At 43.6% G+C, this 17360-nt stretch carries 18 protein-coding genes and 2 pseudogenes; 2 read left to right on the plus strand and 18 right to left on the minus strand.

Annotated elements, in window-relative coordinates; all coding sequences use genetic code 11:
• Positions 1-89: 89 nt before the first annotated feature.
• Complete coding sequence (locus tag RA086_RS11690) at positions 90-1085, minus strand: tRNA dihydrouridine synthase (protein ID WP_308703963.1); 996 nt, start codon at positions 1083-1085, stop codon at positions 90-92.
• Positions 1086-1226: 141 nt separating this feature from the next.
• The gene (locus RA086_RS11695) at positions 1227-1421 is read right to left on the minus strand and encodes a hypothetical protein (RefSeq protein ID WP_308703964.1); all 195 of its coding nucleotides are present in this window, start codon (positions 1419-1421) and stop codon (positions 1227-1229) included.
• A gap of 232 nt (positions 1422-1653) precedes the next feature.
• Between RA086_RS11695 and RA086_RS11700 the strand changes: the two genes are divergently transcribed.
• Complete coding sequence (locus RA086_RS11700; protein WP_308703965.1) at positions 1654-2565, plus strand: LysR family transcriptional regulator; 912 nt, start codon at positions 1654-1656, stop codon at positions 2563-2565.
• A gap of 61 nt (positions 2566-2626) precedes the next feature.
• Positions 2627-3031 (plus strand): type II toxin-antitoxin system HicB family antitoxin, encoded by a 405-nt coding sequence (locus RA086_RS11705; RefSeq protein ID WP_308703966.1) that lies wholly within the window; start codon positions 2627-2629, stop codon positions 3029-3031.
• A 45-nt stretch (positions 3032-3076) separates the two neighbouring features.
• On the opposite strand, the gene RA086_RS11710 is transcribed toward RA086_RS11705, so the two are convergent.
• The 16 genes and pseudogenes from RA086_RS11710 to RA086_RS11785 form a co-directional block, all read right to left on the minus strand.
• Positions 3077-4456 carry an SLC13 family permease gene (locus RA086_RS11710; RefSeq protein WP_308703967.1) on the minus strand — a complete coding sequence of 460 codons (1380 nt, stop codon included), beginning with the start codon at positions 4454-4456 and terminating at the stop codon, positions 3077-3079.
• Between the two features lie 188 nt (positions 4457-4644).
• Entirely contained in the window at positions 4645-6117 is a 1473-nt protein-coding gene (locus RA086_RS11715) for a UbiD family decarboxylase (protein ID WP_308703968.1), read from the minus strand.
• 1117 nt (positions 6118-7234) lie between these two features.
• Positions 7235-7855 carry a cation transporter gene (locus RA086_RS11720; protein ID WP_308703969.1) on the minus strand — a complete coding sequence of 207 codons (621 nt, stop codon included), beginning with the start codon at positions 7853-7855 and terminating at the stop codon, positions 7235-7237.
• Entirely contained in the window at positions 7845-8171 is a 327-nt protein-coding gene (locus RA086_RS11725) for an ArsR/SmtB family transcription factor (protein WP_308703970.1), read from the minus strand. The genes RA086_RS11720 and RA086_RS11725 overlap by 11 nt, the downstream gene beginning before the upstream one ends.
• Before the next feature lie 97 nt (positions 8172-8268).
• Positions 8269-8799, minus strand: coding sequence for a hypothetical protein (locus tag RA086_RS11730; protein WP_308703971.1), 531 nt, complete (start codon positions 8797-8799; stop codon positions 8269-8271).
• Between the two features lie 187 nt (positions 8800-8986).
• Positions 8987-9265: a hypothetical protein gene (locus RA086_RS11735; protein ID WP_308703972.1), complete on the minus strand. Its 279-nt coding sequence runs from the start codon at positions 9263-9265 to the stop codon at positions 8987-8989.
• A 66-nt stretch (positions 9266-9331) separates the two neighbouring features.
• Positions 9332-9640 carry a bacteriocin immunity protein gene (locus tag RA086_RS11740; RefSeq protein WP_308703973.1) on the minus strand — a complete coding sequence of 103 codons (309 nt, stop codon included), beginning with the start codon at positions 9638-9640 and terminating at the stop codon, positions 9332-9334.
• Positions 9641-9959: 319 nt separating this feature from the next.
• Positions 9960-10125: pseudogene (locus RA086_RS11745) on the minus strand (PTS sugar transporter subunit IIC); the annotation flags it as partial.
• A gap of 218 nt (positions 10126-10343) precedes the next feature.
• Positions 10344-10997 carry a TetR/AcrR family transcriptional regulator gene (locus tag RA086_RS11750; protein WP_308703974.1) on the minus strand — a complete coding sequence of 218 codons (654 nt, stop codon included), beginning with the start codon at positions 10995-10997 and terminating at the stop codon, positions 10344-10346.
• A gap of 53 nt (positions 10998-11050) precedes the next feature.
• Complete coding sequence (locus tag RA086_RS11755) at positions 11051-11902, minus strand: 1-acyl-sn-glycerol-3-phosphate acyltransferase (protein ID WP_308703975.1); 852 nt, start codon at positions 11900-11902, stop codon at positions 11051-11053.
• Positions 11899-12816 carry a glycosyltransferase family 8 protein gene (locus RA086_RS11760; RefSeq protein ID WP_308703976.1) on the minus strand — a complete coding sequence of 306 codons (918 nt, stop codon included), beginning with the start codon at positions 12814-12816 and terminating at the stop codon, positions 11899-11901. The genes RA086_RS11755 and RA086_RS11760 overlap by 4 nt, the downstream gene beginning before the upstream one ends.
• A gap of 196 nt (positions 12817-13012) precedes the next feature.
• On the minus strand, positions 13013-13651 hold the full coding sequence (locus tag RA086_RS11765; protein WP_308703977.1) for a TetR/AcrR family transcriptional regulator: 639 nt from the start codon (positions 13649-13651) through the stop codon (positions 13013-13015).
• A 31-nt stretch (positions 13652-13682) separates the two neighbouring features.
• Complete coding sequence (locus RA086_RS11770) at positions 13683-14903, minus strand: ABC transporter permease (protein WP_308703978.1); 1221 nt, start codon at positions 14901-14903, stop codon at positions 13683-13685.
• A pseudogene (locus RA086_RS11775) lies at positions 14903-15625 on the minus strand (ABC transporter ATP-binding protein). The gene RA086_RS11770 and the pseudogene RA086_RS11775 overlap by 1 nt, the downstream one beginning before the upstream one ends.
• Before the next feature lie 263 nt (positions 15626-15888).
• On the minus strand, positions 15889-16299 hold the full coding sequence (gene arsC / locus RA086_RS11780) for an arsenate reductase (thioredoxin) (RefSeq protein WP_308703979.1): 411 nt from the start codon (positions 16297-16299) through the stop codon (positions 15889-15891).
• Positions 16300-16364: 65 nt separating this feature from the next.
• Positions 16365-17267 carry an EamA family transporter gene (locus RA086_RS11785; protein WP_308703980.1) on the minus strand — a complete coding sequence of 301 codons (903 nt, stop codon included), beginning with the start codon at positions 17265-17267 and terminating at the stop codon, positions 16365-16367.
• Positions 17268-17360 lie beyond the last annotated feature (93 nt).

A 17360-nucleotide genomic window follows, 5' to 3' on the forward strand; every position in this document is an offset into this window, starting at 1 on the left:
GTGCAAAAAAAGTAGCCAACATCGGCGTCAGCTACTTTTAGAATCAGCTATTAACTTATTTTGGCATCTGTCATCATTTTTGTAACCCTTTATTCCGCTGCTTCCAATTGATCAATAATTGTCCGCACTTCATCAGTCGTCTTTGTCTGCATCAAATCGTTGCGAATTTCCGCCGCGCCCCGCATGCCTCGCACATAAATCTTGAAGAAACGTTGTAATGGCGCAAAGTGCCCTTGAATGCCCATCGCCACGAATTGATCATATAGTGCTAACTGGTAACGTAATAATTCTAGGAGTTCATGGCTCGTATGTGCTTTCGGCGTTTTTTCAAAAGCATATGGGTTTGTAAAGATTCCCCGGCCAATCATGATGCCATCAACACCGGGGTGCTCTTGTGCCAATTTGATTCCGGCTTGATAATCGGCGATATCCCCATTAATCTGCAACAAAGTTTCTGGTGCGAGCGTATCACGCATCTGAACCAAGTTATCAATCAATTCATAGTGTGCAGGAACTTTACTCATTTCAGCCCGGGTGCGAACATGTACGGTTAAGACTGGTACTTGTTGTTTCAATAAGAAAGGTATCCAAGTTTCGTAGTCATTTAAGTCATCAAAACCAAGTCGCGTTTTCACGCTCACCGGCAAGTCCGCTTGTCGCGCGCCTTCAATGACTTCTTGGGCACGGTCAAAATGTCGAATCAAGTCACTCCCACTATGATTTTTGATGACTGCAGAATCCGGACAACCCATGTTCAAATCAATTGCTTCATAACCTTGCCGTTGGACTTCCTTGACGGCTTTCGTGAAGTCGCCACCAGCATTACCCCAAAGTTGGACAATCGGTTTGGGGTCTTCACTGGGGTCAATGTACAGGCGTCCCCGCGTGGTAAATTTTGCCTTTGGATGAGTGATACTTAAGGCGTTCGTGAATTCGGTATAAAAAACATCTGGTGCGGCCGCCCGCATGACGACGCGGCGAAAGACGGACCCCGTCACCGCTTCCATCGGTGCTAAACTAAAAAACGGTCGCTTTTCTGCCTGAGCCTGCGCGGCAATCCGGTTCCAATATGCTGACTGGGTCACCCCGATCATCTCCATTTCAATATTTTACAAAGTTAATAACACTATAGCGATTTTTACCAGCGCAACGCAAGCATTTTACGCGAAAATCGACAAAAAAAGAGTTCAGGATTGCCCCAAACTCACTTGCTAATAATGGCTAAATTAATAAATCAAGATTAATGCCCAAGCTAAAATGCCTAGCATTAAGATAATATTGATAAATTCAATCCGAAAATCGGATAACTTAATCGAGCCGAACGAGACACCGGCACTCGCATCCATATATCGGAAGAAGACCCCACTTAGTAAAATTCCAACCATCAACAAAACTAGGAAAACAACTCCAGTCATCATCATCGAACTCAACTCCCTACAATCCTTATTTAGCGTCTGAGAGTTCCCTCTCAAAGGCCATATTTATTGTCGTTCTCACACCTTGGACTTGCAAGTTATTTCAGCTGAAACCCTTGAGTTCTTAGCATTTTTTTATTAAATAATGAGTTAATAAGACTGTGATTAACAGACTAGTTTTGCCTCCCGTGTTAGAATGAAAACAATTATTGTAAACAACCGAAAGCGGTGACAAAAAGTGACGATTAACGATATTCAAGCCTATATTATGGTTTACGATTTGCGACATATTTCAAATGCGGCGGTCGAACTGCACATGTCACAGTCAGAATTATCAAAACGGATGAGCGCCGTTGAAAATGAGCTCAATATTAAGCTCATTGATACTTATAACAAGCGCCGATTACAAATCACCCCAGCTGGTGAAACTTTTTATCATCATGCCTTAAAAATGATCAACGATTACGAGGCAATGATGCACGATCTCGCCCCCAATCGTCCGACGACGCGCCATCAACTCAAAATTGGCTCAATTCCAGTTTCCGGACAATATAATATCGCGCAAAAAATCGCCAGTTTTGACGCCGCACATGCCGCAGTTGAACTACAACTCATCGAAGACGAAGGCAATCAAGTCCTCCAGCGTTTATTGGATGGTGAATTTCAAGCCGCTATTATTCGCGACACCCAGACAAAAGGGTTACAGCCAACCGAGTTTCAAAAGCAGCCCTTGCTCGCTGACGAATTAAAAATAATTTTGCCCATCGGACATCCCCTTGCCAACCAGAAGACCATTCGGATGTACGACTTAGTTAACACCCCAATCGCCACTTTACCACCGGGTTCTGGTGTCTATGAACCAATCATGGCCTTATTTGCCCGTCAAAACTTGAAGCCGCATATTTTCTTTGAGAGCACCCATATCGAAACGCTATTAGGCATGCTACCAGGCAATAACAATATCACCTTTCTCTTCAAACAATCGGTCACACCATTTATGACTAGCGATTTTGTGATGCGCTCATTGGCGATTCCGTTTATTAGTCAACTTAACTTTGTTTACCCACAACGCGAAGGTAACCAGCTGATGACCAATTTAATTGATTACTTGATGACTAACGCTCAAAAGACGGCAACTAACAAACTATGAAGACTGTTTTAGCTGGACTTAAATGACACGCTCACTTTATTCACAAGGAAGGGACCACATCATGAAAAAGAATGACCGCATCGTTGTCTATCCCGCAATTTTAACGCCAGATCCCGATGAACCAGATTTTTACGCCGTTGAATTTCCAGATGTTTCTGGCGCCCTAAGCCAGGGTAAGGGCATTGCTAATGCGATGGCTATGGGCTCCGAAGCACTCGGCTTAATGCTTTCCGATGCGCGAAATTTACCCACCGCGACCGATATTAAAACGATAAAACAGGCTAATAAAAACGCGATAATCACTTATATCACCACAAACTTAACTGAAATTGCTAAAAAAGTAAGAAAACCACTCGTTCGCAAGAATGTCACTATTCCAGAAAATTTGGCTGAACAAGCAAAAGCTAATGGCATTAATTTTAGTGAGGTGCTGACGCAAGCATTAACCGAACGATTAGAAGCCTAAAACAACCGGTAGACTTGGTATTCGTCTACCGGCTGTTTTAAATTTTTAAGCTAGTCCAACTAAATGGAACCAGAACATTTCAACAATTGCCACGACGAAGACCACTGCCGTCAACGGAATTCCGAGACGCATCACGTCTTTTTGAGTATAACCACCACCGGTATCTGGATCACTACCGACTAAGATGGCCAAATTATGGAATGGCAAAATGTAGTGCAAGTTAGTGACCGAGAAAACTAATAGTGAAACGGCTAATGGACTGATTCCCATATGCGCGGTGGCCGCGACAAACGCTGGAATCGTAATCCCCATAACCGCAATAACAGACCCCATGAACATATGGATAATCATGGCAAAAACGGTAATGACAATCGCTAACAAGTAAATATTTGTTGGCAAATTGCTTGGGATCAACGTCTTAGCAATCCAACTATTCATGCCAGTCACTTTACCAACATTCCCAATCGCAATTGCCGACGTTAAGAAGACGAGCACGTTAACGGGCACACCTTCCCATGATTTGGCCGTCAAAATGCCACCGACGACTGGCAAACTCATCATTAACGCCACAATCAACGTTAACCAACCGACATCGAGACCTGTAATCCCACTCGTTAACCACAGCCCAATGGCAATGATTAACCAGATAATCGTCCGAATTTCTTTACCCGTAATGCCGCCTAATTGTGCTTGTTGCTTTTTCAAAGCTTCAACGTCAATATGAACTTCTTGGCTAGGTTTGAACAAGAATAAGAACAAGAACATCGTCAATAAGGCTGCAATAATCATGGGAACACCCATGTAAACGAAATAAGAAACGAAGTTGACCGATTGTCCAGAAGCAGCAACTGCTAAGGGGTTAAGTGACGTATCACCAGTATAAAAGACCCCTGACAGTGGACAAGATGCCGCAAAAACTGCCAGCCCTAATTTAGCTAAATCGCGTTTAGGCATCTTCGCCGTTTCTGCCACCACGGTAATGACCGACATGATCATGAAAGCTCGTGGCCATGGATGTGGAATGAGTAGTGCTAAAATGAAGGTCAACGCAAAGATAGAAATCACGATACCTTTCCAACTTCGGACAAATTTAATAATAAACGCGTAAGCAATGCGTTGCCCCAAGCCAGATTCATTCACGGCCCCAGCAATCAGGTAAGCCCCGATAACCAGCCACATAATAGAACCCGTCCACGCGGATGAAAAGACTTGAACGGGCGTTGCCACGTTCATAATAATCAGTAACATTAAATAAATACCACCGATGAAAGCTGGTTGCGCAATCTGCGTAGCCCACCAAACGACGGTCATGAGACTTAAGGCTAAGTCCATCTTACCTTTAGCAGATAGACCGGGAATTGGGAGGAGGTAAATGATTGCAAATACGACAATCCCACTAAAGAAGCCAATCGTCTTTTTGTTCATGAGAGCAAATGCCCCTTTCAAATAGTTCACAGAAAATCCGCTATTCCAGCGCAGTTTTAGGCTTGTCGGACTAGCGGATTCCATGCTAAATGTTTATTTTTTTATTGCTATTTTGGCAGATTTACGCCTTTGTCCCCGTTTGGCGGTATAAGGGACCGGTTGGCTCAACTGTCAAAACGTGTTCAACCTTATTTCAAATACTTTTCCCAATCGTCAACCTTCATAAACTGAGCTCGTTCAAATTGATCTTTCATATCGAATGGGACAGTCCCATCGATCACTAATTTTGAACTCATCCCACGGAAACGAATAGATTTAGGATCGTATTGTGGGCGTTCAGATGGATCTAAGGGATGATTCCGCATGCCAGACAAGACCATTAAGTCTTGATCGGCTTGAAAACGGGTATTCATGGTCCAAATAACGTCATTCATATCAAAGATATCCACATCTTCATCAACTAAGATGACGGTCTTTAATTCTTTGAACGCTGAGAAAGCCAGCAATGCTGCTTGACGCTGAATCCCTTCATCGGCTTCATTTTCCTTATGAATCTGCATGATGGTCATTAACTTCCCACCACCAGCTGGCGGATTATAGACATTTTTAACCTTGCCAGGAATCGCACGGTTAACCAACTGCAAGATGCTAGCTTCAGTTGGAATTCCGGCCATGCTGACATGTTCTTCAGATGGTCCGATAACTGATTGCATAATGGCATTTTTACGATGCGTCACAGCGGTCACTTTGATCACTTGTAAAGCAGGATTAGCGTCGCCATCATAACCCGGAAATTCTGGCATGGCTTTACCAGTATGGGTATTGATGTCTTCTTGAATCCGTTCGTTAGGCATGATGTAGCCTTCCAAAGTATATTCAGAACGCGCAATGGCTTTTTCGTCAACCGTGATACCATCAACTAATTGAACGGCCTGATTCCGGATTGCGCCGGCAACGCCTAATTCGTTATAACCGAATGGCGTGGTCGGTGGTTCGAAAGTGGCCCCAATGGTTACGGCTGGGTCCAGACCAATATTAATTGTAATTGGCATTGGTTTATTAGCTTTTTCAAATTCTTCAGCGAATGTCCCAATATGACGCCCACCAGGCATGATGTAAATGCCTAATTTATCTTTATCTTCGAGAACCATCCGATGAATCGTGACATCGCTCTTAGACTTGTCCATGTTCGAGCCAAAGACAACCCCCACGGTAATATATGGGCCGGCATCTTGTGGCGTATTGGTTGGCGCAGCGACTAATTTACGAATATCAAAGCCTTCATCAGTGGCTTTATAAACGACTTCATGTGTTGGCGCATCGGCCTCTTTTACGGTAACTGGCGCGATGGGGTTAGAAACAGAATCGTTCAAGAATTGGCCAAGCGTTTGGTAGTCATGATGGAACATTTTACCAACACGACGCCGGCTAGCCATTAAACCAATTAAAACACGAGTATCAGGGAAGCCTTTCACGTTGTTAAACATCATTGCAGGACCTTCTTTAGTTGGCCGTTCAACGGTACCACCAGCACCGATGTAACGGTAAACACCAGAAAGTTCAGCATCAGGATCAACAGGGACGTCAGTTTCATGATAGTTCTTTGGATCATCTTTGATCTCATCAAGCACACGACGTAGGTCCCATGGTTCTTCTGCCATTAATGTCATCTCCTTTAAAATTTACAAGTTCATCATACGGCCGATTGAAAACGGGTTCAATTCGAAATCGGCCGCGGTATTATTCTGTATTGGAATATTAAGAGTGTGAAGTGACACGGGTTGCTGGCGAGCATTATCGTAGTACGATGATTACTCGGTGATGTTCCGAGTGGTCGTCGTACTGGGATAAGCGGAACCCGTAGCGTCACTGAACACGTTTCGATAAGAGTGTGAGGAGCAGCGGGTAGCTAGTGAGCATTATCGTAGCTAAGTAATTACTCGGTGGGCTTCCGAGTGGTTGCTTAGCTGGGATAAGCGGAGCTCGCTGCTGAACCGAACACGTTTCAGATATAAGTATGAAAATCAGCAAGTAGCTAGTTTCATTTATAACTTGCCGCTCCGGTTGGTCTGGACTGATGCTGGAACGTGGTGGCCACGTTTGTGAGCCAAAGTGCGGTCTCACAAGCCGGGCTTTTCCTAAGCTGGAAGTTCACCAGCAAAGGAAAACTTCACCACTGAGCATCATCCAGCCCGCCTTGCGCTAATCAGTGATTCTAATATCAATTGTTCTTTCGTTAATACTGGGTTTATCAATGTTTCCTTAGTTAGGTCACTATTTAACGCCGGAGTGAACCAGTTCGTTTGCCGTGTTGAGACACTTAGCTGGGTGGTTTTACCCAGGTTAGTGTCTGGCCGATTTTTAAGACGTGGGCTGCGGCTTGAAAGCGCCCTGCAGACCGATTTTGGGCTGCAGGTCTGCCCCCACGGCGAACGTGCTGGTTCACGGAGACGGACAATCAATCGCTTATTTTAACTATAAACATTCCGCCGATACCCCAGCAGAGACACTACTAAACTGAACACAGTCCGATAAGAATGCTGTGTAAAATTTTCTAATGTTTTAAAAGTTATCAACCGTCATTCATCAATGCGCCCAAAACATTAATCAAATTATCCACTTATTCCAGACCAATCCACAGTTAACTGTGCGTAACTGCTGAGTTATCCCCTTTTAATCCCAAATAATTACCTAAACCTAACTTTTATCCACAGGACAAATAAAAAAGGCACCAAATCTTGGTTATCTGTGGATAACTGCTAGATTTGGTGCCTTTTATTAATCAGTAATGCCACGACCGGCTTGAAAAGATTCCCAGCCTTCGCTCGCAATAAAATAGACTAGAATTAAAGCGGCAACCGAATCGGCCCACCACCAATTAAATAGCGTGGTCACGACTGCACCGACTAGCACCGTCCCCGCCATATAGGCACAGGTAATATTGCACATACCGTCTTCGACCAGCGCCGCGGAATGCAAGGCGCGACCCAATCGTCGTTTTCTCAGGGTTAAAAATGGCATCAAAAGAACTGAAGCAATTGCAATGCTAATTCCCATCAAGCTTTCATCAGCCACCTGATGAGTCGCCAAATTATAAACTGAAACCAGCGTCACATAGATTGATAATCCCAGCAAAACCGTTCCCACAACTAACGATGAGCGCCGTTCAGCCTGCTCGATGGTGGCAGCCGGCGCTCCAGTTGCTTCTTTACGCAATCGCCAAATCAGGGTTGATCCTGCAATAATTTCCAAGAAACTATCTAGGCCAAATGCGATTAATAAAATTGAGCCAGCTTGCAGTCCAGCCGTTAACCCAACCACAAACTCAAATGCCATCCAGCCGGTTGAAAAATACTCCGTCCGAATACTTTGTTGAACTAGTCGCTCCTTATTCACCATGCCGGGCACCTCGAATCACGTGGTCAGCATGCGCTAACATTTCATTAATAATATCTAAGATATGTGGATCATCTAACCGATAATAGCTCGCTTTACCGACCTTGTGTGCACTAACTAGCTGGTGCTGACGCAACAAAGCCAATTGGTGTGAAATCACGGATTGTTCCAGTTGTAGCAAGGCGCCCAACTCGCTCACATTCAACTCCTGCTGTTCTAAAACATAGAGTAATTGCAATCGTGTCGGATTACTGAGTAGTTTAAAAATACGATCTGATTCTTGTAACTTTTTGCTTTCAATTAATTTAGGATTCCCCATATCACATGTCATTCCTTTCATATGTTGATATTAACATATGAAAATGCCATTATCAACCTAAAAAAGCCACCTAACCAATCTTGGTCCAGTGGCAATTTTAATATGACGTGGCATACACATCACCCGGAAAATGGGCATTGCCAATTAATTTAGCTAATGACTGACTTGTAAAATAATGTTCATAAGTCCATGTTTCCACACTGTTAGTTTGCGTTAGGACTGTAACGGTTTGTTGTTGATACCGTCGTTGCTCAACGTGGTAATTCGCCCCAGTATATTCCGGCTGATTCCAACCAGTGAGCCGTAAATGATGCTTGCCGACTAATCGTGCAGCACCCCACTGCGGATGCCTGGACCGCTTAAAAAAGCGACTGTTAACTGACCGGACATGTAACGTCATAGTATCCGTCAAACGGTGCGGACTATTTCGATCCACAGCCTTGAATGACTTGGCCGTGAACTCCACCGTGTCAAACTTACCGTTGTTATCATAATGATACCAAGTTCGTTGATACTTTTGGGGGTATTGCGATAACGTTTTGGCAGTTATAACCGTCCTTTTAACCGTCCCTAAAGGTAATATCGCCAACACTACCACGGTCAAAATAGCCAGCCGTTTGCGTCGCATTTTCGTCATCTCCCGTAGATTAGTATAACGTGGTAACGACAAAATTCAACGACTCTGACCACTTCTAACGTCTTACTTAAATCCTTTTAAAACTGTCCGATAGATGCAGATCATTGCGACCATCAAAGTACTAGCAGTTAAAATGGTTTTAAAAAATGCTTTCACTTGTTGCAAGCAGATCACCTCTTTACCGTTTTCGATTCATCCAATCATGTTTACTAATTTGTTGATTTAGCCAACGGAAACTAATCCCGATCAGAAAAAACACCAGCCAAATCACAATGAGGAATGCGAACAAAAAACCGAGCATTGCCCATCGTGACTCAGTCTCCGCTATGAGCCATTCATGGATCAAGCCATGCAAAAGTGGTCGTCCAATGAGCCAGTCAAATGGCATCGTTAATAACGCAAAACCAATGCCATACCATAATAAATGCCACGCATCCTGTCCTGATTTTCTGACCATTTGCCCCACCTCTTTATGGGTAGTATAACAAAAAAGTAGCCATCCACTGACAGCTACTTAAAAATATTAATCAAATTGTGAAGCATCCCCACAATGCCCATGAAAACCACCATCAATACCACACGTTCGACCAATGCTCATCAACTGACTTAACAATAGATTCTGCGTCTGCGTTAATCGAATTTTGTTAGTAAAAACGGTATAAGTAATATAATTTGCGAGTCGATCTACCAAGACCACATCCGTTGTTTGATGGGCATTCAACCGATCATAGACCTTCTGCAAAGCAACCTTGATTTCGGTACTGCCCGCAACTTCTGACTCACGGAAGTTACGCGTCAATTCTAAGATGATACCCTTTGCTTCATTTTGCATATAATCCCCCGATTCCCACTACGCTTTAAGTATACCAACCTTAGAATCACATTAAAAATTGTGCACAACATAAAATAGCTCATTCCACAAAAAAACGTGCGCCCAGTTTGACTGACTGGGGCACGTTTTAAAATTACACAATTTCCAACTGCAGTTGCTGAGAATCGACCCATTTGGCAGCTCGCACGACCCGATAAAGCACCACATAGTCATATTCGTAAAAGCGAGCATTATTGGGGTCCAATCAAGGAATTCAGGCCTAAGCCAGCCAACTTATACGTCGGCGAATAATTGCAAACAATGGTGGCGATCGGAACGGATATGCCGGACCAAACAAAACTTGGGCAATTCCACCGATTTGGTACAAAGCCTGCCAATGGCAGAAATTAGCTAATGATTGCAGTAACAAGCCGATTCCCAAACAAATCAGAATCGCCATTCGAAACCCCAGCAGAAACTTTGTAACCCTCCGCCATCGTTGTCATTTTATGTGTTGATGCCGTAGCATCGGTTGTTTATGTCATATGTAGAACGTTTTTATTAATAATAATTAGATTAAAAACATGTGAGAATGTCTATAATTTAACCATTGATTTGTGAAACTGTCAACCGTTTTGCCAACTTTTTTCATAAAATTGTGTTTGCCAATGATTGACGTCACAAAAAAAAACGGCAACCCATTACGGCTACCGTTGCAAAAAAACTATTTTTCAGGCGCTAAGCCTCGCACTAAGAAATGCGCCGCATCACGACTGGCTTGTTCAACATCAAGATTTGCGTCAATCCCCATTAAAATCTGTGGCACCACATAACTCGCTAATGTCCCCACAATATATCGCGCAATTCGCATCACCGGCCAATCAACTAATTGACCATTGACCTGAAACTGATGCAATAGGTCACCCATGGGGCCAGCAATCAAGCGTTGCAATTTATCCGCAATGCCTTGCGTGATTTCTGGTTTGCGGATGATTTCTTGGACAAAAACCTTCAATTGTTTGCGATTGGCGAGTGCGAACACCATCCGATCTTTAATTGCGTAGGTTAAAAAGCCCTCAAAATCTGAAATTTGTGACGTGTTGATTTCGGTTAAGAATTCAGAAGCGGCCATTGGGACAACTTGCTCAATCATCGGATCAAGCAAGGCTTTCAAAATACCGTCTTTCGTCTTAAACTGTTTGAACACCGTGCCTTCAGATACACCCGCTTGCTTTGCAATTTCACTCGTACTTGTGCGGTCAAAGCCTTGCTCAGCAAATAAATTGAGGCTAACGCTTAAGACCGCTTGTTGTTTTTTAGTCAGTTCTGACTCTTGGAGGGTCTTTTCAAAGAGCTCCTCGACATTATTAACTTGCATGCTAATCCCTCACAATTATTTAAAAACGCTCATTACAGTATAGAACATCTAACTCACCCACGCCAACCAACAATATCTTGAGATTGCCAAGTTGGCGTATAGGCTTCACCATAAGCTTGTTCATACGCAACCTTTTTCTGTTGCCAATCTATCGCCATCATCCGCTGACTATTCTCACGGACACTCAAGCTGTGGTCCGGATAAATTGGACTCAGCACATTACCGGTATAGTGAATTTGATTAAATTGATCATTGTCTGGACGACCTAAATCAGTCATGCTCACAAAACAAGAAACGATTGGAACATTGAAGCGGGCAGCATAGTAATATGGCCCACGCTTGGGTGGCCGTGGTTTACGATAATTAAACCACATTTCTTGTTCTGGGTAGATCAAGATTTGACGTTGTTGCTCAAGTTCTTGCTGCAACAATTTAGGAAATAGTCGGCCCATATATTCTGGTTCCGTGGCAATAGGAATCGTGTCCGCGTAACGCATCAGAAAGCCCACCGGACCCGTCATCGCCAGATTAGTGGTTTCACTGACAATTGCTAAATGTCGGCGACCCGTTCGACGCATTGCCGCGCGAATGACTGAATTTTCCAATGGGTTAAAATGGTTGCTTGTAATGATACTGGCTCCAATCCCAGCGAGATTTTCCAAGCCATGAAAAGTCGTGGTGCGATTGAGAACCGCTGTCATACTTGTTGCGACTTGATTCGCCACCCAATTAGCCGTCCGATAAGTTGGACCATCCAGTCGTTGCAAATAAGCTTCGATCAACGCTGATTGTGCCGCGGGACTTAGAACTGGATCATCAACTTCCACCTTCAGATGCCACTGTTCATTTTGCACGGCCTGTTTAATATTTGCGACGACCAGCCGTTTGTCGCCCCCAATAATCATTGATTGATCAAAGGAGCAGACGTTTGTGCCATTTGAACCGTCCGGGCGATTAACGCTTGGGCACCCTCTCGATCGTGTTCACGTTCGGCAGCCGTATAAGCATTGCGTTGCGCTAACAATTCCGATTCGTAAGGCGTTAAATGTGCAAAATGCCAGAAACGCTCGGCATAGGTCACATTCAGATAATGCCAAGGCTTTTCAAATAAACAAAAATGGATAATCTTGGGGTTGTCCACTTTAGGCGTGGCCATTGAGTTTGCATTCCAAATTTGTGGTAAAAAGACGACCTGTCCCGCACACATTGCATTCAAGTAGTCTTGATCTGGTGCAATCGTTTCAACTGCCGTTGCGGCATGTAGCGCTGCAAAGCGTTCACTGAAATGATCCGCTCGCATTTGAGCAAGATTCATGACCAACACGCCAGAATTAATATACTGATTGATTGGCAAACCCAGTACCTTTTCCGCATAACCCGCTGCTTCAGGATTATTTCCTGCAAAAACATCTGGGGCAGCGGCAATCAGCTTATGACCGAGATTAATCCGTGCCAACTCTGCAATATCACATTCAATAATGGTGTCAGCATCCAGATAGACGGCCTGATCATACTCTGGAAAAAGTTCAGCGATGAATAGTCGGAAGAAAATGGTTAGCGTCATGGTGTCCCCACGCAATTTACCAGTTTCACCAGCTAATACTTGCTTGAACTGATTCCCCATTGAAACTAAATCAACCGAAACATTCTTGCGTGCAAGTTGTTTCAGACTGTGTTGATGTTCGGCAGTCAACCCGTCATTTAACACAATCAGGTGATATTGCTGATCATTCGCCACATGATGAACTAACGATGTCATTGCGACCGTCAACGGTGCAACATACTGATCATTAACGGAAAAGATTACTGGAACTGTCATGATATTACCCTCTAATCAAGTTAATTTTGGGCATCAGTGCTCATTTTAAAAATTGGTTTACTTTGTAAAACTCGCCCACGCGACACAATCATGTCGCATGGCACGGCTTGGTTATGCTAGACAAGCCACTTTAATTAACGACCTATTTTAATAGATCTGAACGCGCGACATTATTAATCAACTTTTTCAGTGAAACTTACTTCCGAATGGCTCGAACAATCTGATCAATTATTTTAGGTAGCGCTTGTGTTTCTGCTAACACGAGCCCAGGCGCATACTTCATTTGAATAATATAACCAACAAGTTGTCCCGCTAGGAGTCGTAAAATGTCCGCGGCGTCAATATCTGACCGCACTTCATTGGTTCGGCGGAACAATAAGACAAGTTGTCCTAAAAAGTTATTATCGCTAGTCAAGAATAGTTGCTTTAACAATTGCCGCATTTCAGGACTAATCATCATCTCAACCGCAATAATTTTGACCGCTTCGGCATTAGCCATAATAAAGTGATACCGATCAGTGACGATGTATCGAATCATCGTCTCTAAAGTCGTATACTGTGCCAAGCCGGCAAAAAATTGATCACGATACTCTGGAAAAAGGTTCGCCATAACAGGTTTGACGACCGCCACTAACAAGTCTTGTTTAGTATGATAATACTTAAAAATCGTTGCTTGGCTGATTTGGGCATGTTTGGCGATATCATTAGTCGTTGTACCATCAAAACCTTGTTCGGAAAACGATGTCATGGCCGCAATCAAAGTTGCTTTTTGACCTTTTGGCATCACTTGACGATCCAGCCAATCATGATAATTTACAAAGATGTCAGCTGCCACCAATCACACCTCCCGCACCATTGCTAGCCAATTAAACTTTTCGATAACGCTTCAACCCAACAATGTTAAGGAAGGTTAAAACAACTAAGAAAATAAGCAAAATACCGATATCAAAACCTAAGTGCCAAATGGAAGTCCCGCGCATGATAATATCGGTGACCGCGTCCCCAGCATACTTAATCGGAATAATGTACGAAATATCTTTGACCCAAGCAGCCATGGAATCCAATGGAATAATTCCTGAGAAGAAGACCTGTGGCACGATGACAATAGGAATGAATTGCATCATTTGGAATTCAGAGTTCGCAAACGTGGACAAGAGAATCCCGAAAGCTAACGCAACTAATGCCAAAATCAAGTTAATGACGATGACACTCGCCATATTGCCGACGACCTCAATTCCGAGCATCCAAACTGTGGCTAACACGATTAAAATCGTTTGAATGATAGCCAAGACACCGTAGCTTAGCATATAGCCAAAAACGATTGATGAGCGTCTAACTGGCGTCGCTAATAAACGATCCAAAGTCCCACTGGTTCGTTCTTTTAACAAGGCCATCCCAGAGATCAGGAAGACGAAGAAGAAGACGAAGAAACCCATTAAGATTGGTAACATTTTAGCAAAGTAGCCAGTATCTTTGTCGCCGTAAACATAATGGTTCGTAATCTTAGGGTTCTTTTGACTAGTGCTCTTAGTAGCAGTCGTCGTCGAAGTTGCCTTAGTTGAAGCAGCCTGTTGCGCCGTGGTTGCGCTACTATTAGATTTAGCAGCGGCGGTTGCAGCAGCTTGTTGTGTTTGGATTGCTTGTAGTTGTGCTTTTAACTTCATAGTGGCTTTGGTACTCTTGGTCAATGCTGACTTCAACTGATTCACGCTGGTAGTCGTCAAAGCATTCTTAAAGGCCATTTTTACGGTCGCCGTTTTAGTTGAATCCGTGTTGGCGTACGTTAAGCTATAGTTGTTGCCATTTTTCTTAACGATAGCATCAATTTTTTCATTCTTTAACGCCTTTTTTGCGGCCTGCTTAGTCCCGTACGTTTTGACAGAAACGTGCTTAATATCTGCCATTTGCTTATTCAATTTGTGACTGACAGAAACCGTCCCAATGCTGACATCCGTTGAGGAATTCGTGTTGAAAATAACACTCATCAGTAGCATGATTAAAATTGGGGCAATAAACATCAAGGCTAGCGTCCGTTTATCCCGGAAAAGTTCCTTGAGTACCCGGTTCATAATTCCAATTGTTCGCATTATTCAACACCCTCCGCCTTCAAAAAGACCTCTTCAATCGTCTTAACTTGGTACGCTTGCTTCAAAGCAACTGGCGTATCAAACGCCATGACTTTACCATCTAGTAGTAGGGCGACCCGGCCACACAATTCCGCTTAGTCCATCACGTGGGTCGTGATCAAAATGCTACGACCTTCATCACGAATCCGACCAAGTTCAGCCCAGATTTGCCGCCGTAATGCGGGATCAATCCCAACGGTAGGTTCATCTAAGATCAATAGGTCGGGTTTACCTAACAATGCAATCGCCAGTGACAACCGCCGCATCATCCCACCTGAATAGCCTGAAACCCGCTTGTCCAAATCCGCGGTTAAATCAACGACCTTGGCCACATAGTTAACTTGTTCATTGAGCGCCGCCTTAGCAATACCTTTCATCAAGCCGTAAAATTTCAAATTTTCTCGGCCAGACAAAGCATCATATAAAGCATCCGTTTGCGCCATGTAACCAATACGTCCAAGCAATTCACGATTTGGCATCGTCGTCCCGAAGACTTTTGCCGACCCGCCACTGGTTACTTCCATGCCGAGTGTCACCTTGATGACTGTCGACTTACCAGCCCCAGATGGTCCGATCAGTCCGACAATTTCACCCGGATTAACCGTTAAATTAATATCTTTTAAAACGGTCTGATTACCAAATCTTTTGGCTAGATGTTGCAAATCAATAATGGCTTGACCCATAATGTTGCCTCCTAATAAATTCATATCATTTTTAAGCCTGCCAGTGAGTAAGTAGTTACTCACTTAGCTTACAAAAGTGAGTATACGCTCACTTTCAATTGCTGTCAATCACATTTCACTCATTCTCTCAAAGTAAGTGAGTCTGTACTCACTTAAAATGCCTGTTTCAGTCGACTTTTGACCAAAAAAAAGATAAATTCTTTTTCCAGAATTTATCTTTTAACCCTCACTTTGTTTAAACCAATATCGTCCATGGTTGTTGACTAGTAATCATTTAAGCTTTGAATCCGAGTTTTGATTTCATCACGAACCTGTCGAAAGACGACTAATTGCTCGGCTGGTGTACCAGGTGCTTGGGCAGGATCTGGTAATGGCCAGTGCAATTTTTGAACAGATGGTGGTGTCACTGGACAACGGTCACGGGCATCACCACAAAGCGTGATCACTAAATCAGATTCCCGTAAATAAACTGGATCGATTTTTTTAGACTGTTGACTGGCAATATCAATCCCAAGCTCTGCCATCACTTGTACCGCCCGTGGATCTAGCCCATGGACTTCCACCCCTGCTGACTGGATAGTCCAATCCGCTGGTAACAATTTTTTAGCGAAGCCTTCTGCCATCTGACTCCGACAAGCATTTCCTGTACATAAGAAATATAATTGTTTTGGCATCTGTATCACCTCTATTTTTTATTAAAACTATTGTAACAGATTACTTGTTTCGCTATCGGCCTGTTTTAATCACTAAAGCCGGCCTCTTTGGCAGCGATAAATTGTAAGACAGTAACGCCAACAATCATGATGGCGCCTAAAATACCATAAAAATTGAATGTTACTCCTAAAAATAACACACTCAAAATCGTAGCGGCTAAAGGCTCAATGGCACCAAGCACACTGGCAGTTGTTGGCATAATGGCTTCCAAACTTTGTAAGAAAAACAAGTAGGCTAGCATCGTCCCAAAAATGACGACAAACCCGACTTCTAGCCAGGCGACCGGTGATAACGTTGGAAAATGACGCCAGGCTTGCGTCGCAATCGCAACAATCAACCCACCGATCAACATCGACCAGCCAACAATCGCGATGGACCCATACGTTTTCAACAATGATTGCGGCATTAACGTGTATACAGCGGCACCAACCGCCGCTAACAATCCCCAGATAAGGGCAGCCACTGGTAACGCTAGTGAATTCAACTGGCCTTCTGTTACAATCAGGATTGTTCCTAAAATCGCCGAGACGACTGAAATAACATCGATTTTACTCGGCCAAGACCAATTCACAAAAGCTAAGAAAATAATGATAATAACTGGTGATAAAAATTGCAGAATTGCTGCGGTCGCTGCATTTCCAGTACTAATCGCCATGAAATACGTCAACTGCACGGACGCCATGCCTAACAGACTAAACGCCACTAATTTGACTGCTGCTCTTGGTTGGTGGAACACGTCGAATACTGGCGCCCGTCGACTCAAACCATATAAAATTAATAATAATCCCGAAATTAGCATTCGAATTGAAACTAACCACAACGGTGAAATTGCGGTGGTATTAAATAAGTGTTGGGCCACCGTTCCCGAACTTCCCCACAAAAATGGTCCGACACTTGCCAAAATTAATCCGACTGTTTTCTTTTGCACACAATCACGCCCCTCTAACGACCTTTCAATCCAGTCTAACAAGACTTTCATCGCTTTCCAAGGGTGAGTCGTCAAAATAGTTAGTCCCACATA

Source organism: Lactiplantibacillus brownii, from assembly GCF_031085375.1.
Taxonomy (GTDB): domain Bacteria; phylum Bacillota; class Bacilli; order Lactobacillales; family Lactobacillaceae; genus Lactiplantibacillus; species Lactiplantibacillus brownii.

Bases quoted from the DNA above. Each gene is read 5' to 3' on its own strand.
- RA086_RS11695 (WP_308703964.1), bottom strand. From the start codon at position 1,421: ATGATGATGACTGGAGTTGTTTTCCTAGTTTTGTTGATGGTTGGAATT.
- RA086_RS11705 (WP_308703966.1), top strand. From the start codon at position 2,627: ATGAAAAAGAATGACCGCATCGTTGTCTATCCCGCAATTTTAACGCCA.
- RA086_RS11710 (WP_308703967.1), bottom strand. From the start codon at position 4,456: ATGAACAAAAAGACGATTGGCTTCTTTAGTGGGATTGTCGTATTTGCA.
- RA086_RS11715 (WP_308703968.1), bottom strand. From the start codon at position 6,117: ATGGCAGAAGAACCATGGGACCTACGTCGTGTGCTTGATGAGATCAAA.
- RA086_RS11720 (WP_308703969.1), bottom strand. From the start codon at position 7,855: ATGGTGAATAAGGAGCGACTAGTTCAACAAAGTATTCGGACGGAGTAT.
- RA086_RS11725 (WP_308703970.1), bottom strand. From the start codon at position 8,171: ATGGGGAATCCTAAATTAATTGAAAGCAAAAAGTTACAAGAATCAGAT.
- RA086_RS11730 (WP_308703971.1), bottom strand. From the start codon at position 8,799: ATGCGACGCAAACGGCTGGCTATTTTGACCGTGGTAGTGTTGGCGATA.
- RA086_RS11735 (WP_308703972.1), bottom strand. From the start codon at position 9,265: ATGGTCAGAAAATCAGGACAGGATGCGTGGCATTTATTATGGTATGGC.
- RA086_RS11740 (WP_308703973.1), bottom strand. From the start codon at position 9,640: ATGCAAAATGAAGCAAAGGGTATCATCTTAGAATTGACGCGTAACTTC.
- RA086_RS11750 (WP_308703974.1), bottom strand. From the start codon at position 10,997: ATGCAAGTTAATAATGTCGAGGAGCTCTTTGAAAAGACCCTCCAAGAG.
- RA086_RS11755 (WP_308703975.1), bottom strand. From the start codon at position 11,902: ATGATTATTGGGGGCGACAAACGGCTGGTCGTCGCAAATATTAAACAG.
- RA086_RS11760 (WP_308703976.1), bottom strand. From the start codon at position 12,816: ATGACAGTTCCAGTAATCTTTTCCGTTAATGATCAGTATGTTGCACCG.
- RA086_RS11770 (WP_308703978.1), bottom strand. From the start codon at position 14,903: ATGCGAACAATTGGAATTATGAACCGGGTACTCAAGGAACTTTTCCGG.
- arsC (WP_308703979.1), bottom strand. From the start codon at position 16,299: ATGCCAAAACAATTATATTTCTTATGTACAGGAAATGCTTGTCGGAGT.